Below are 13,636 nucleotides of genomic sequence, written 5' to 3'. Positions count from 1 at the left end.
CCACACCTCAATTACGTTCCAGGTTTTATACGCTCCATGAAGTCTCTAATAAGTTGATCAGGCATTCCACCAGTATGAACGTCAACGATTGTCCCATGTTCATCAATTAAAATTGTTGCGGGTAATGGACTTATTCCGTAAGCATCTGCGATAATATCGTCTTTGTCTATCGCAACTGGAAACGTAAGATTATACCGTTCAACAAAGCTCTCAACCGTTAATTCGGGTTCATTGACATTAATAGCAAGAATTTCTACTCCTTGGTCTTTATATTCTTGATATAATTCTTCCATAATCGGCATTTCCTTTTCACAGGGTGGACAAAAGGTTCCCCAAAAATTCAAAAAGACGCCTTTGCCTTCTAAACCTTTTAATTCGATGCGTTGACCTTCAAGATCATGAATGACAAAATTCTTCGACTCTTCTCCAACTTTTGCTAAGCTACGATCAGCAAAAAAGTTGGAATAGAACGTATAGGCGAGGGCAGCACCAATAATGACTAGAATGCTTGTACGCATAATTAACCGTTTTTGTTTCACACTGATTCTCCCCTTCACACATACTTATTTTTCTACTTGTTATTATAACGTTCAAAAAAGGGTTATGTTGATTCCCTTTATGACGGTTTGGTGACAGCTAATTCACGTAAATGTTTGACCTCAATTGGTTTCAATGGGCGGACATCGCCTGGATTCATTCCTTTAAGGTTTAAGAAACTATACTCTTCACGCTTAAGCTTCAACACTGGATGGCCAATAGCTTCAAACATACGGCGAACTTGTCGATTTCTTCCTTCATGAATCGTTAAGCGAACAATAGATGTTTGCTTTTTCTTGTCCATTGACATTAGCTTGACCTTTGCTGGTGCCGTTTTACCATCCTCTAAAACAACTCCTGTTTGAAGCTGCTTCAGCATTTCTCTGCTAGGAATCCCTTTTATTTTAGCAACATATACTTTTTCAACCTTGAATTTCGGATGCATCAATTGATTAGCAAAATCCCCGTCATTCGTTAGTAGAATTAGACCAGACGTATCATAGTCAAGTCGTCCAACCGGAAATACTCGTTGTTCGACTTCAATATAATCTGTCACTACTTTCCGGTCCTTGTCATCCTTCACACTAGAGATCACACCACTTGGTTTATACATTAAGAAATAAACCGGTTCTTCGCGATCAATAGGCACTCCTTCTACTTCAATCTCATCCTTATTTGGCGTTACTTTAACTCCAAGTTCACGAATGACTTTCCCATTAACGGTTACTTTCCCGTCAACAATTAACTGTTCTGCTTTGCGCCGAGAGGCAATCCCAGCTTGTGCAATGACTTTTTGTAATCTTTCCATCATGTTCACCTCATGTACCATCATACTCTTCAGAAAATAAATTCACAAGTTATTACGATGGTTGTTTCATAAGCAAAAAAAAGAACAGGTATATAACCCGTCCTTACATCCCGAACACATATGAAACGATTAATATTGAAGCAACGATTCCCACTAAATCAGCTAACAATCCTACCTTTAATGCATCACCCATTTTCTTGATCCCAACAGCTCCAAAATAGACTGTTAGAACATAAAAGGTCGTATCCGTACTCCCTTGCATTGTCGAGGCTAATCTTCCAATGAATGAATCTGGACCAAATGTGGCAATTAAGTCTGATGTCATACCTAGTGCACCATTTCCCGAAATCGGACGGATCAACGCTAACGGAACGATCTCAGAAGGTACCCCAATTGCTTGTAAGGCTGGTTTTAGGAACTCAATAATAAAATCCATTGCTCCAGAGGCACGAAATACAGAGATAGCGACAAGCATTCCTACTAAATAGGGAATAATAGAAATCGCCATGTCAAACCCTTCTTTGGCACCCTCGACAAAGGTCTCATACGTAGGTACTTGCTTATACGTTCCATACATAAGAACAAAGGCAATTAAAACCGGAATGAACCAAATAGAAACAACAGTGATCCACTCCATTTACACTCGCCCCTTTCTTAGCCTTCTATAATAAAAGTAGCGATCAATCAGTATCGCACCAAGTGTCGAACATGTCGTTGCCACAAGGGTTGTTCCAACAATCTCTGTAGGAGAAACAGACCCGTAGCTCATTCGAATGGAGATGACTGTAGTCGGAATTAACGTTATACTTGCAGTATTAATAGCAAGCAATGTGATCATCGATCGACTCGCATAATCTCTTCCTTCATTTAACTCTTTTAACTGCTGCATTGCTTTTATACCCATTGGTGTCGCTGCATTCCCAAGACCAAATAAGTTGGCGGTCATGTTAGATAAGATATAACCCATTGCAGGATGATTAGGAGGAACCTCAGGGAAAATCCTTTTTACTAGTGGTTCCATTACTCGAGCTAACGACTTTAATAGTCCTGCCACTTGGGCAATTCGCATTAGTCCTAACCAAAATACAAGTATACTAATTAAACCTAAACAGATTGTTACCGCTTCCTGTGCACCCGAGAAAATTGCCTCATTAACCTCTTCCATCCTGCCATTAATCGCTGCGAAAACAATACCAATAACAAGCATGGACATCCAGATTTTATTTATCATCTGGTCTCACTCCGATAGTAAAAGAAAAAATTTCTAAGAAACGTGTCCATAAACCTTTCTTTTCTTCAATAACAGGTGGATCATATAGCAACGGAACCTCCCCTATGACATCGTCATAGACCTTAAGCTCCACTTTACCTACAGGTTGCGGGGGCACAAAATCATCGGCTCTTTCTGATGTGGGTGGTTCATATAGGCTCATTTCCACTTTAAGAGCTTTTCTTTCCGCTGCTGAAAGTGGATAATCAAAAGCATATGGAGCATATACATGATCTTTGTAATATTCATCCTCGATATTGTCAATAATCCCTTGTTCTACCAGTGTTTCTACTTTATATGTCTCGAAAGCCCAGTTAAATAAATTCATATGATCGTGCCAATCACTAGGGGCATTGAGTGTGACAACAATATAATCATTCCCCTCCTTAGAAGCTGTAGAAACGAGTGTGCGTTTGGCACGCTTTGTATAACCAGTCTTCCCACCGGTCGAATACTTATATAGCTCTGTTAAAAGTCGATTTTTATTCCCCCATACACGTGTTTGATCTCCTTCTACTCTATGACTCTTAGTAGATACAATTGTTTGATAATCTTCATAATTCATTGCATATTGAGTTAGAAGAGCCATATCATGTGCAGTTGAAAAATGATCTTCATGATCATCTAGACCATGAGGATTTTGAAACATCGTATTGAGCATACCTAGTTGCTTTGCTTTTTCATTCATCATGTAAACAAAGCCTTCCAAACTACCACCTACATGCTCTGCAATAGCGACAGCCGAATCATTTCCACTTCTAAGCATGAGCCCGTATACTAGATCCTCTAGTTTCATCTTTTCTCCTGCTCGTAAATAAATGGATGATCCCTCGGTCCCTTCTGCTCTAGTGCTGATCTCGACCATTTCATCCATTTTCCCTGATTCGATCGCTAGCAAAGCTGTCATGATCTTCGTTATGCTAGCAATCCTCATTGGTTGATCTGCATTTTTAGCAAAGAGAATTCTTCCTGATTCCTGTTCCATTAAAATAGCTCCTTGAGCTGAAACATGGCGATAATCAGCTTTTGCTACCGGTTGAAACATAGGCCATAGAAATAAAAGTACTAATGAAATAAGTGCCCACTTTTTCCTCATTCCAATCCCCGTCCTGTCCTTAATATAGTGTCTACATTAGCACTTTTTTCTTTAGTGCCATGTCCAATTCGTGCTCTTATTAGCCAAGTCTATGCAGGACAACCAATGATATGACAGTTCATTTGTTTAGAAATGTAGAAAAAGAAGAAGACTAACTAGGACAGGAGGTTTTCTTGTGGAAGTCCATGATCTACTCAATATTTTCGGACGAATCATTTCGATTTTGCCGTTACTACTTGGAATTACCCTATTTATGGGCAGACGTGTTGTCGGTGAAATGCCTATTTTCGATTTTCTCGTTATCATTACATTAGCCTCTGTGACCGGTGCCGATATTGCAGATCCTAGCGTCAACCACGTTTACACAGCATTCGCGATTGTTTTTATCGGTCTTTTCCAGAAATTGATCGGGTTATTAATAATAAAAAAACGGGTATTTGGAAAATTAGTCACATTTAAACCAATTGAAGTGATTAAAAATGGTGAAATTCTTGTCGATAATTTAAGATCAGTTCAATACTCAATTGATAATGTTTTACAATTGCTTCGTCAAAAAAATATTTTCAACATAGCGGATGTCGAATTAGCTATTATCGAGGCAAGTGGGAAAATAAGTGTCAAAAAAAAGCCGGAGAAAACAACCCCGACGATTGAAGATCTTGGTCTAAAAAAATGGAACACTGGTTTAGCTTATCCGTTGATTATTGAAGGAAAGATAGACAATACTGTCCTATCCCACCTAAACTTAACAGAAGAGACAGTTCGAAAAAAACTTTTAGACAAAGGGATTATTAGAATTGAGGAAATCTTTTTATGTACGATTAATGATCAAAATGAATTACATCTTGCATACACAAATCAATTAAGTAAACTTGAGGAGCTTGAACATTGATTCAATAAATAAATCCCACTGCTAGCTATCTTTAACAGAGGGATTACCAATTTAGTTAATCTATTTTTGAGTGTAAGGTGATACCGATTTGTATACTTCCTTCATTTGATCAGCACACCATTGATATGTTTTCTTAGCTTGTGGATTTTCTGTGTCTAAAACGAATGTTTCTAAGTCTGCTTGCACTTGTTTCATACTAGTTTCAAGCATGGGCAATTCAGTTGGTTTAGGAACTTGAAGAACATCATCAAATAAATCGATTGCTAACTGTCCGTATTCATCGATTTGGGCTAAAAAGACATTTTCCACAATTGCGTTCATTTTCTCAAGCTCGGTTTTTAACCACTCTTGATTAAGCCCCCTCGTAGCTAAAGGCTCGTGTAATATTTTTCCATCCGTGATTACCGTTTCAGGTTCCTTAATTGGTGGTACCCTTTGATGTAACAACTTAGACGTAATTGGTTGTTGCTCTTTCTTTACAAGAACATTCAATTCACCATTTCCTTCAAGAATTGCGAATTCAACATCAGCGAATTGAAACACCTGTTTTGTTCTTAATTTACGAAGGAGCTCATCTGTCGTTAGATGTTGTTTTTTCATATTATCCTCAAGAATTTTTCCATCTTTCATGATCGGAATTCCCTTTCCATAAATTCCATTACGAAACATCGTACTCTTGACACTTAAAATATTGATTAATAATGATCCCCCTGCCCAGATCGTGATCGCAATTAGAAAATAGGTAATGGGAATTGAGAGCGAAAAAGAACCTACAGCTAGAATAACTGCAATCGCAGCCATCAATCCAAATTCTAATTGTGAGGCTTCACCGATAGGTTTTCTAATTAAAAGCCTCCCAATAGCGATCAACAAGACAAAGCCAACAAAACTTCTTAATGCGACTTCAATCCACCCTTCCATAAATTCCCTCCTTTCTACTGTGGTTGATATTGTGGCTCTTGAAATTCTATTTCTCCCTTGCGTTTCTCTACCTCTTGAATGATCGTCCTTACCTTTAATGCACCCTGGTGGAATGCTGCACTCGCCTCTTCCTCTTTTGTTTTTAGGGCAAGTGAGGATAATGTTGCTTCAATTGATTGAAGAGAGATTAATGTGCTTTGGACCTTACTACCAACAGTCATATCATCATTCCTATCCTTTTGGTTTAAAAACGAGTGATGCGAAGAACCCAAAGATAATCGCTGCAGAAATCCCGGCACTCGTAACTTCAAAAATACCAGTCAATACACCAATGATTCCACTAGCCTCTGCCTCAGCCATCGCACCATGTACAAGTGAGTTTCCGAAGCTCGTAATAGGTACCGTTGCCCCTGCACCAGCAAAATCAATTAATGGCTCATACAACCCTAAGCCATCTAAAACAGCTCCAGCTACCACAAGTGTGCTCATTGTATGTGCTGGGGTGAGCTTAACCACATCCATTAAAATTTGACCAATTACACAAATTAACCCACCTACGATAAATGCTGAAAGAAAAATCATTTCACACCTCCAGCTTCAATTGAAACCGCGTGGGCGATACACGGAATTGTTTCCTTCTGTTGAAACGATAACGGTGATAATAATGCACCTGTTGCAACAACTAATATTCGTTTTAATTCACCTTTTTTAATTCGATTCAATAAATGCCCATAAGTGACCGAAGCTGAACAACCCGGACCACTTGCACCGGAAAAAACAGGTTGTCCTTCTCGATAAATCATTAATCCACAATCCTGGAAGGTTTCTTCTGCAATATCCAATCCTTTTTCTTTCAGTAATTCTTTAGCAATGGGTAGACCAATTTCACCGAGATCTCCTGAAGCAATCAAATCATAGTGATCCGCAGGCAAGTTTCGATCACGAAAATGAGCCAAAATGGTATCAGCCGCAGCAGGAGCCATAGCCCCACCCATATTAAAAGGATCAGAAAGACCCATATCAACCACTTTTCCGATCGTAGCTGAGGTAACAATCGGACCTTCTCCTTTAGAAGATACAACCGCCGCCCCCGAAGCGGTTACGGTCCATTGGGCTGTTGGAGGCTTTTGTCCTCCGTACTCTGTTGGATAACGAAATTGTTTTTCGGTAGCTGCATTATGACTCGATGCAGCTGTCACAATACGATCGGCTCCGTTAGAATTTACAATATAGGAACCAAGGGCAAGTCCCTCCATCGAAGTCGAACATGCCCCAAACAAACCCATATAAGGAATTGCTAATGTTCGACCAGCGAAGCTTGAAGGAGTAATCTGATTAATTAAATCTCCAGCAAACATAAATTGAATGTCGGAATTTTGTAACTCTGCTTTTTCAATTGCTTTTGTAATCGATTCCTCTAATAATACCTTTTGAGCCTTTTCATAAGAATCTTGTCCTAGCCATAAATCATCATGTAAGATGTCAAAATCATCTGCTAGGTTACCATTACCTTCAAAAGGCCCACCAATGGTTCCAGTCGAAATAATCACCGGATTATTTTCATAAATCCATGTTTGTTGACCTTGGATCATTTTACATCCCACCTAACTTTAAGAATATCGATTTAATTAAGGCGATGACAAATGCTGCAACAGTACCGAAAACGATAACCGAGCCAGCAAGTTTAAAGATTTTTCCACCGACTCCAAGAACATACCCCTCTGTTCGATGTTCGATTGCTGCAGAAGCGACTGAGTTTGCAAACCCTGTAACAGGAACAGCCGTTCCCGCTCCTGCAAACTGAGCAAAGCGGTCATACACACCAAAACCAGTTAGTAATACAGAGATAAAAATGAGTGTAGCGACAGTCGGATCACCAGCTGTTCGTTGAGTAAAATCAAAAAACGTATAATAAAAGACATGAATGCATTGACCAATTAAACAAATGGTTCCACCAATTAAAAATGCTTTTAAACAGTTCTTTCCTACAGGCCTTTGCTTCTCATGTTTTTTGGCTAATTGCTGATATTTCTCTTGTGCTGGTGTAACATTTTTCTTTTTACTCGTAGACATCAGATCACCTTATCCTTTCATCATGTCCTCTAGTTCTGTTAGTTTATTCTCTAGCCTTTTCTCACTAATTGATCGATTCTTTAATGCTTGTTCCAATTTTTCTAACTCCATAAAAATCTTCTGATCTGTTGAAACATGTACTGAGGCATTTGGATATTTTTTCTTTACAGCTTGGTGGCTCGATTTTCTAATTTCATTTAATCGAAACCGATCAAAATGCTTTACTCTTGGTGCAAGATAAATCGCATCCTTTACAGCGACGCCTTTAATTTCAACGACTTCCTCCATTGATAACACAATTTGCTTCGCTTCATCTGCTTGTTCTTGATTAATAAGGACTTCATTTGATAATTGCAACGGTTTTATATCTTTTGTGGGTTCCATTTGACAACCCGTTACAAACAGTATTCCACAAACTATGGTTAATACGAATGCTTTCATTTTCGTCACTCCTTTTCTATATGTATGAGTTTGACACGAATCAATCAAGACCCGTGTCAATCGTCAAAAAATTAATTCTTATACTGAGGCTCTTCTTCTTCAACTTGTTGCATTCTAGGTGTTAAGCCGTCAATAACTGTCTGCGTTTGAGTTGCCATTTGCTGATACAATGTTTTGGCTTGCTGGTTTTCCGTTTCAAGTGCAAATGTTTCTAAGCTAGCTTGAGCACTTTTTAAACCTGCGATTGTTTGCTTCATTTTTGCTGCTACAGTCATGAGTAATCCTCCCAAAATTTCACTTACACCTATATCATGTTGACGACGAGATGAAATTATTAGAGGGAATTTATTGAAACAACGGAAAAAGAGTATGCTAAACTTAATGGAGAATGGGAGGAATTACTTTGCCTACTAATAGCACGTATTTCATTTTAGCGATTTTAACTGTTGTGTTCCTTATTTGGATTGTCTTGATATTGCTACGAATGCAAAAGTCAATGAACCGTTTTATATCATCAACAAATAATCGATTTGTTAAAATCGAAAATAAAATTCATAACGAATTAATGGAAGAAAAGAAAGCACATCTTTTGCTTTTAATGTATGATGTTCGGGAAGTAGTCGCTAAACAAAAATCTGATATTTATCCTAGAGCAATCAGCAATTTGCCACTCTCTTCTGGAATAAATGACAGAGAATTAGCAGAACTTTTCCCAGCTAACAAAGCACTACTCATAAAGCAATTCTGGGATTCATATCAGGATTATGTTGAGGAACATTGGCTTAATAAGAATGGGCAATTTAAAACCATTTTTCGTGGGCAATCGCAGGACATCACAAGTGAACTAGGCAAGCTTCATCTCTCTTCTAAAAGCTTAGCCTCACAAATGGATCATTGGCTCAGGGAAATTAACTCTGCTACATAAGTTCCCCTTTCCACGCACAAACTACCAACAAGATCCTTGATAAAGGAGTTACACTTGTGAACACAAATTTCATCTCCTTAACCATTGAACTCCTTGTTGGTTTTTTTGCACTTTTAATCATGACGAAAGTACTTGGCAAAAATCAAATTACACAATTAACCCCATTTGACTTCATTTCAGCACTCGTTCTGGGAGAATTAGTCGGAAATGCAATCTACGATAAAGAGATCGGATTACAGTATATTCTTTACGCTGTCATTTTGTGGGGAGCATTAATCTATACAATTGAAATCATTACACAGAAATTCCGGAAATCAAGAGTCTTTTTAGAGGGAAAGCCTTCGATCGTGATTGCAAATGGTCATATCCAGTATAAGGAATTGAAGAAGAACAAAATTGACTTTGATCAACTATTTCATCTTTTACGAGCAAAGGGAGTCTTTTCAATGCGAGAGGTTGAATACGGAATTCTCGAAACGAATGGATCCGTTAGCGTTCTTAGAAAGAGCGCATATCAATCACCAACAAATCAAGACCTTAACATATCTTCCTCCGAAAGTGTTATTCCTATATTCCTTATTCTAGATGGGGAAATTATTACAGATGGGCTAGTTTCAATTAATAAGGACGAAGAGTGGTTAATAAATGAACTATTTAACCGAGGAATTGCTGGACCTTCCAAAGTTGTCTATGCAGAATGGTTGGAAGGGGCAGGGTTTGAAATCCAAACGTATTAAAAAGCTTTAAATTAGATAAAGAGGCTGGGACATAACGAAAGTGACTATATAAATTCCTAAACAATGTAAACTAAATTGGACTCCTACGGGAATGTAAAAATCAAAGCTGGAACCCAGCAGGTGCACCAGCTTCCCGCGGAAAGCGAAGAATAGTTATTTCAGGAGCCGTTTCCCTCGGCCAATTAGTATTATTGGAATTTTTTTAGTGAAATCACGTTTGTCCCAAGTTCTTCATTCTGTATCTCAAAAAACACTTTTGTACTATTAGAACGGCTCCCATCTCACTACACTTGCTTGTTGAAAACGCTCTTCAACTTCTGGCCAATTCACAACATTCCACCAATTTTCAATGTATGGTTTACGCTCATTCTTATATTGAAGGTAATACGCATGCTCCCACACATCAAGTACAAGTAATGGGATCACATCCTGCTGACTAAGATTTTGATGCTTTTCCGCTTGCAAAATTTCCAAACGATGTGAACGAGGTGACCAGACTAATAACGCCCACCCAACAGCTTCGACGTTTTCAGCAGCTTTTGAGAAATGTTCCTTCATTTTTTTAAAGCTACCAAAATCCTTTTTTATTTGTGTTGCCAGCTCCCCCGTTGGTTCTCCACCACCCTGTGGATGCATGATCTTCCAAAATATCGTATGCAAATAATGACCAGCCCCATTAAAAGCGGCTTCTCTCTCCCAATGTTTAATCAAACTATAATCACTTTTCTTTCTTGCCTTTTGCATTTCTATTTCTGCTTTATTCAAGCCATCAACATAACTTTGATGATGTTTATCATGATGCAAACGCATAATTTCACGATCGATATACGGCTCTAAAGCATCATAAGGATAAGGAAGGGGAGGAAGCGTGTGCCCGCCGATAGGAACTGGATTAAGTGTAACGGATTGATCTGATCGCACTTTGTCTAACTCACACCATTTTTCATAGACAATTTGTGCCAACTCGTCTAAATGTTCCGAACGTGCTCCATCTTTCTTCGTATTGACATCTTCTAAATTATTAATCAACTGGTTCAGGGAATCAACAAACGATTGAACCTCCCGATCACTTGTCCTCGTTCTCATTTCTGCACCATATTTGTCCCAAAGACTTCTTACCTCATTTACCCACTGATAAATTGCTTTTTCATGTGAATTCACTTGGAGCCCTCCCTATCAAATTTCGCCCTATTTTCAAATTAAACTTTCTGGTAGTAAGCCTAACTTGAGTGATTGAATACATTTCATCCTATGCTGTCTATATAGTCAAATGTCTGTCCATGATAAATTCTCTCATGCTTTGTGAATAATTGGTTACTTTATAATCTACAAAAAAAGAATTCTTCCTATGAGGAAAGAATTCTAATTTGATTTGTTATTATTTAGGATTTATTTACTTACCATTCCTAACTGCTACAGCCTCCACTACAACTAGAACAGCTTGATCCCCCAGAGTCTCCATCGGAATCAGAAGAAGCACTGCAGGCAAATCCAGAGCAAGATGATCCAGATCCTTGCTGTTCTTTAAATTCTTTAGGCATCAATAATCCCATTTCCTCCTGATAACTTTCCGTTTCGTACATCGAATAAAAAACGGCTGCACTCAGCAAGGCATGAAACGGGAATGAATTAATATCACTATTGGTTTTAGGCTTCATTTGGCCAAGTTTCATCCGCTGGGCATGCTTGATTTCGTTTTTCATTTTATAAATCAATTGTTCCTTAACCTCTAGCCATTGATCATTATTCCGAAAATATTTCATTAATAATTTCTCATTTGAAAGGTGCTGAAAATCTTCAAGAACCGTCAATTTGATTGGGTTCTTAAAAAAACTCCCCCATATAGCTCTGCTGTTATCGTGTATATCGAATAAGCTTACGTATACCCAATCAAAAAAGGCTCTCTCTTCAGGTATTGGTTTACTATCTAGATTTGGCCTATGATGTAGGGTTTCACCATAGAATTCATTTGAAAACGTCTGATATTCTCTTGTGAACATCAGCATTTCATGCCAGATAATATCTACTTTCTCACTGAACATCGGGACTGATTTTAATAAACCATTCATTAAGAAATATCGTTTCAATTCGAAAAACATCCAATCAACCTCGTGATCGGCCCAGTTAGGATGTTCGCTCAATAAACGATTTTTTACATTTTCTACATATGTGTTTGATAACGCTGTTTCAAGCGATTGAACCATCTCTGTACTACCGATGAGTTGAATGTCGACTTGACTGGGTATAGACTCATTTTTTAATTGTCTATTCCTGCTTTTCCCCTGCTTACCAATCAACTTGACAATGAATATAATAATTATTATTAGTGCTATGACAAAAAATCCTTCCATTCAACTATCACCCTTTTTTAATTTTTAGTAATCTCATAATCCACACTGTTTATTCCATATATTTCTATTAAACCATATAAAGTAAGTTAAGTTGAAGGATAACTTTAACATGAAATTACACTAGTTGAATTTCAGTAAGAGCTGATAGCTATTCGAACAAAAAAAGAGCAGGATTCACTCCCGCTCTGCTTCGATTGTTTCTTCAAATTGCTTGAAAAACAAATCTGCCTCATCTTCAATTGAGTTCTCATCCACTTCGTCTGGCAGTGGTGGTAAGTCTTTTAAGCTACGTAATCCGAAATGATCAAGAAAGAAAGGAGTTGTCCCGTACAGAATTGGACGACCTGTACCCTGTGCTCGCCCTACCTCTTTTATTAAAAGTTTAGAAGATAATGATTGAATTGATTTCTCAGATTTCACACCACGAATGTCTTCCACTTCCATTCGTGTAATTGGCTGTTTATATGCAACGATTGCTAATGTTTCAAGGGCCGCCTGAGACAAGCTTGAATGAATCGGTGATGTCGCTAATTTTTTAAAGTATGGAGCGTGATCTGCTCTAGTTGTTAAGCGAAAGGCTCCGGCCATTTCTACTATTTGCAATCCTCGATTTGATTCCTCGTAGGTAAGTATGAGTGAATGAAGTGCTTCATTTATTGTGATTTCCTCTAACTCTACCACTTCGGAAAGCTGTTTGATTGTCAAACCCTCGTCGCCTACAACGAAAAGTAGCCCCTCAATGACTGCATGGAGCTCATTAATCGTCAATGGAAACTCCCTCCCTCTGTTCTGTATATCATGATGTCAGAAAAATTTTGATCCTGGTTACATCGAATCGTCTTTGTTTTCATTAGTTCAAGAATCGCTAAGAAAGTGACGACAATATGTCCGCGTTCCTGAACGGTAAACAACTCATCAAAACGACAAGTACCTTCTAAGCGATCAAGATGTTTGATTACCTCCTGCATCCTGTCCTCAATCGAATACTCTTGACTTTTCACCGTTTTCGTTCGAGGTGCTTTCAGTTCTTTTCTTTTAATTAATTTTTGATAGGCACTTAGCATATCAAATAGGGAGACCCCTTGTATGGCTAAATCTCTTCGTTCCTCATCTGTAATATAGGGATCAAGATCTTCCGGAGACCGAGTATGGACTAAACTACGCTCAGCTTCCTTTTCTTTTAACTCAGATGCAGCTTCCTTGTACTGTCTATATTCAATTAACCGAAACATTAATTCTTCACGAGGATCTTCTTCATCTTCAATCGACCATTCATCCTCAAACAATTCCTCCGGCTTCGGCAAGAGCATCTGGCTTTTTATTGCCAGTAATGTTGCCGCCATAACTAAATATTCACTTGCAATATCAAGCTCAAGTTCCTGCATTGCATGAACATATGTTAAATATTGATCAGTAATAACCGCAACAGGTATATCATAAATATCAACTTCAGCTTGATTAATCAAGTGTAATAACAGATCAAGCGGACCTTCGAACGTGTCTAGTTTAACATTATAAGGATTCATACGACCACCACTAGCTTATTTAGTATGTACGCTAGATGAGATTATACCACAATCTCTCC

At 38.3% G+C, this 13,636-nt stretch carries 19 protein-coding genes; 3 read left to right on the top strand and 16 right to left on the bottom strand.

Annotated features, from left to right (window positions below):
* Positions 1–11 precede the first annotated feature (11 nt).
* The 5 genes from resA to J7W16_RS05240 all read right to left on the bottom strand — a co-directional run bounded on the left by resA (position 12) and on the right by J7W16_RS05240 (position 3,711).
* Positions 12–539, bottom strand: coding sequence for a thiol-disulfide oxidoreductase ResA (resA, locus tag J7W16_RS05260; protein ID WP_210596169.1), 528 nt, complete (start codon positions 537–539; stop codon positions 12–14).
* 77 nt (positions 540–616) lie between these two features.
* On the bottom strand, positions 617–1,345 hold the full coding sequence (locus tag J7W16_RS05255; protein ID WP_210596168.1) for a pseudouridine synthase: 729 nt from the start codon (positions 1,343–1,345) through the stop codon (positions 617–619).
* Positions 1,346–1,448: 103 nt separating this feature from the next.
* Positions 1,449–1,982 carry a spore maturation protein gene (locus tag J7W16_RS05250; RefSeq protein ID WP_210596167.1) on the bottom strand — a complete coding sequence of 178 codons (534 nt, stop codon included), beginning with the start codon at positions 1,980–1,982 and terminating at the stop codon, positions 1,449–1,451.
* Positions 1,983–2,576: a nucleoside recognition domain-containing protein gene (locus J7W16_RS05245; RefSeq protein WP_210596166.1), complete on the bottom strand. Its 594-nt coding sequence runs from the start codon at positions 2,574–2,576 to the stop codon at positions 1,983–1,985. It abuts the gene before it with no gap.
* Positions 2,566–3,711, bottom strand: coding sequence for a D-alanyl-D-alanine carboxypeptidase family protein (locus tag J7W16_RS05240; protein WP_210596165.1), 1,146 nt, complete (start codon positions 3,709–3,711; stop codon positions 2,566–2,568). Before J7W16_RS05240 ends, J7W16_RS05245 begins: the two co-directional genes overlap by 11 nt.
* Before the next feature lie 175 nt (positions 3,712–3,886).
* Here J7W16_RS05240 and J7W16_RS05235 point away from each other — a divergent pair, with 175 nt between their 5' ends.
* On the top strand, positions 3,887–4,603 hold the full coding sequence (locus J7W16_RS05235) for a DUF421 domain-containing protein (protein WP_346726904.1): 717 nt from the start codon (positions 3,887–3,889) through the stop codon (positions 4,601–4,603).
* A gap of 60 nt (positions 4,604–4,663) precedes the next feature.
* On the opposite strand, the gene J7W16_RS05230 is transcribed toward J7W16_RS05235, so the two are convergent.
* From J7W16_RS05230 to J7W16_RS05200, 7 genes are all read right to left on the bottom strand, one after another.
* The gene (locus J7W16_RS05230) at positions 4,664–5,524 is read right to left on the bottom strand and encodes a DUF421 domain-containing protein (RefSeq protein WP_210596164.1); all 861 of its coding nucleotides are present in this window, start codon (positions 5,522–5,524) and stop codon (positions 4,664–4,666) included.
* A 14-nt stretch (positions 5,525–5,538) separates the two neighbouring features.
* Positions 5,539–5,745, bottom strand: coding sequence for a DUF1657 domain-containing protein (locus J7W16_RS05225; protein WP_210596163.1), 207 nt, complete (start codon positions 5,743–5,745; stop codon positions 5,539–5,541).
* Positions 5,746–5,755: 10 nt separating this feature from the next.
* Positions 5,756–6,106 (bottom strand): stage V sporulation protein AE, encoded by a 351-nt coding sequence (gene spoVAE, locus J7W16_RS05220; RefSeq protein WP_210596162.1) that lies wholly within the window; start codon positions 6,104–6,106, stop codon positions 5,756–5,758.
* Positions 6,103–7,116 (bottom strand): stage V sporulation protein AD, encoded by a 1,014-nt coding sequence (spoVAD, locus tag J7W16_RS05215; RefSeq protein WP_210596161.1) that lies wholly within the window; start codon positions 7,114–7,116, stop codon positions 6,103–6,105. Before spoVAD ends, spoVAE begins: the two co-directional genes overlap by 4 nt.
* 1 nt (position 7,117) lies before the next feature.
* Positions 7,118–7,597: a stage V sporulation protein AC gene (gene spoVAC / locus J7W16_RS05210; protein WP_210596160.1), complete on the bottom strand. Its 480-nt coding sequence runs from the start codon at positions 7,595–7,597 to the stop codon at positions 7,118–7,120.
* Between the two features lie 9 nt (positions 7,598–7,606).
* A complete protein-coding gene (locus tag J7W16_RS05205) occupies positions 7,607–8,038 on the bottom strand; it encodes a hypothetical protein (RefSeq protein WP_210596159.1) in 432 nt (143 codons plus the stop codon).
* A gap of 71 nt (positions 8,039–8,109) precedes the next feature.
* On the bottom strand, positions 8,110–8,313 hold the full coding sequence (locus tag J7W16_RS05200) for a DUF1657 domain-containing protein (RefSeq protein WP_210596158.1): 204 nt from the start codon (positions 8,311–8,313) through the stop codon (positions 8,110–8,112).
* 128 nt (positions 8,314–8,441) lie between these two features.
* On the opposite strand from J7W16_RS05200, the gene J7W16_RS05195 reads away from it, so the two are divergent.
* Both J7W16_RS05195 and J7W16_RS05190 read left to right on the top strand, forming a co-directional pair.
* Positions 8,442–8,963, top strand: coding sequence for a hypothetical protein (locus J7W16_RS05195; protein ID WP_210596157.1), 522 nt, complete (start codon positions 8,442–8,444; stop codon positions 8,961–8,963).
* A gap of 56 nt (positions 8,964–9,019) precedes the next feature.
* A complete protein-coding gene (locus J7W16_RS05190; protein ID WP_346726903.1) occupies positions 9,020–9,700 on the top strand; it encodes a DUF421 domain-containing protein in 681 nt (226 codons plus the stop codon).
* Between the two features lie 264 nt (positions 9,701–9,964).
* Here the strand turns inward: J7W16_RS05190 and J7W16_RS05185 are convergent, their stop codons facing one another.
* The 4 genes from J7W16_RS05185 to J7W16_RS05170 form a co-directional block, all read right to left on the bottom strand.
* Positions 9,965–10,861 carry a superoxide dismutase gene (locus J7W16_RS05185; RefSeq protein WP_346726902.1) on the bottom strand — a complete coding sequence of 299 codons (897 nt, stop codon included), beginning with the start codon at positions 10,859–10,861 and terminating at the stop codon, positions 9,965–9,967.
* 245 nt (positions 10,862–11,106) lie between these two features.
* On the bottom strand, positions 11,107–12,051 hold the full coding sequence (locus tag J7W16_RS05180) for a glycine-rich domain-containing protein (RefSeq protein ID WP_210596156.1): 945 nt from the start codon (positions 12,049–12,051) through the stop codon (positions 11,107–11,109).
* Positions 12,052–12,225: 174 nt separating this feature from the next.
* Entirely contained in the window at positions 12,226–12,819 is a 594-nt protein-coding gene (scpB, locus tag J7W16_RS05175) for an SMC-Scp complex subunit ScpB (protein WP_210596155.1), read from the bottom strand.
* Positions 12,816–13,577 (bottom strand): segregation/condensation protein A, encoded by a 762-nt coding sequence (locus J7W16_RS05170; RefSeq protein ID WP_210596154.1) that lies wholly within the window; start codon positions 13,575–13,577, stop codon positions 12,816–12,818. The genes scpB and J7W16_RS05170 overlap by 4 nt, the downstream gene beginning before the upstream one ends.
* Positions 13,578–13,636: the final 59 nt, after the last annotated feature.

This window comes from Halalkalibacter suaedae (assembly GCF_017939705.1).
Classification (GTDB): Bacteria; Bacillota; Bacilli; order Bacillales; family Bacillaceae_D; genus Halalkalibacter; species Halalkalibacter suaedae.
This window is presented reverse-complemented; position numbering and strand designations above follow the sequence as displayed.

Bases quoted from the DNA above. Each gene is read 5' to 3' on its own strand.
- J7W16_RS05255 (WP_210596168.1), bottom strand. From the start codon at position 1,345: ATGGAAAGATTACAAAAAGTCATTGCACAAGCTGGGATTGCCTCTCGG.
- J7W16_RS05250 (WP_210596167.1), bottom strand. From the start codon at position 1,982: ATGGAGTGGATCACTGTTGTTTCTATTTGGTTCATTCCGGTTTTAATT.
- J7W16_RS05245 (WP_210596166.1), bottom strand. From the start codon at position 2,576: ATGATAAATAAAATCTGGATGTCCATGCTTGTTATTGGTATTGTTTTC.
- J7W16_RS05240 (WP_210596165.1), bottom strand. From the start codon at position 3,711: ATGAGGAAAAAGTGGGCACTTATTTCATTAGTACTTTTATTTCTATGG.
- J7W16_RS05230 (WP_210596164.1), bottom strand. From the start codon at position 5,524: ATGGAAGGGTGGATTGAAGTCGCATTAAGAAGTTTTGTTGGCTTTGTC.
- J7W16_RS05225 (WP_210596163.1), bottom strand. From the start codon at position 5,745: ATGACTGTTGGTAGTAAGGTCCAAAGCACATTAATCTCTCTTCAATCA.
- spoVAE (WP_210596162.1), bottom strand. From the start codon at position 6,106: ATGATTTTTCTTTCAGCATTTATCGTAGGTGGGTTAATTTGTGTAATT.
- spoVAD (WP_210596161.1), bottom strand. From the start codon at position 7,116: ATGATCCAAGGTCAACAAACATGGATTTATGAAAATAATCCGGTGATT.
- spoVAC (WP_210596160.1), bottom strand. From the start codon at position 7,597: ATGTCTACGAGTAAAAAGAAAAATGTTACACCAGCACAAGAGAAATAT.
- J7W16_RS05205 (WP_210596159.1), bottom strand. From the start codon at position 8,038: ATGAAAGCATTCGTATTAACCATAGTTTGTGGAATACTGTTTGTAACG.
- J7W16_RS05200 (WP_210596158.1), bottom strand. From the start codon at position 8,313: ATGACTGTAGCAGCAAAAATGAAGCAAACAATCGCAGGTTTAAAAAGT.
- J7W16_RS05180 (WP_210596156.1), bottom strand. From the start codon at position 12,051: ATGGAAGGATTTTTTGTCATAGCACTAATAATAATTATTATATTCATT.
- J7W16_RS05170 (WP_210596154.1), bottom strand. From the start codon at position 13,577: ATGAATCCTTATAATGTTAAACTAGACACGTTCGAAGGTCCGCTTGAT.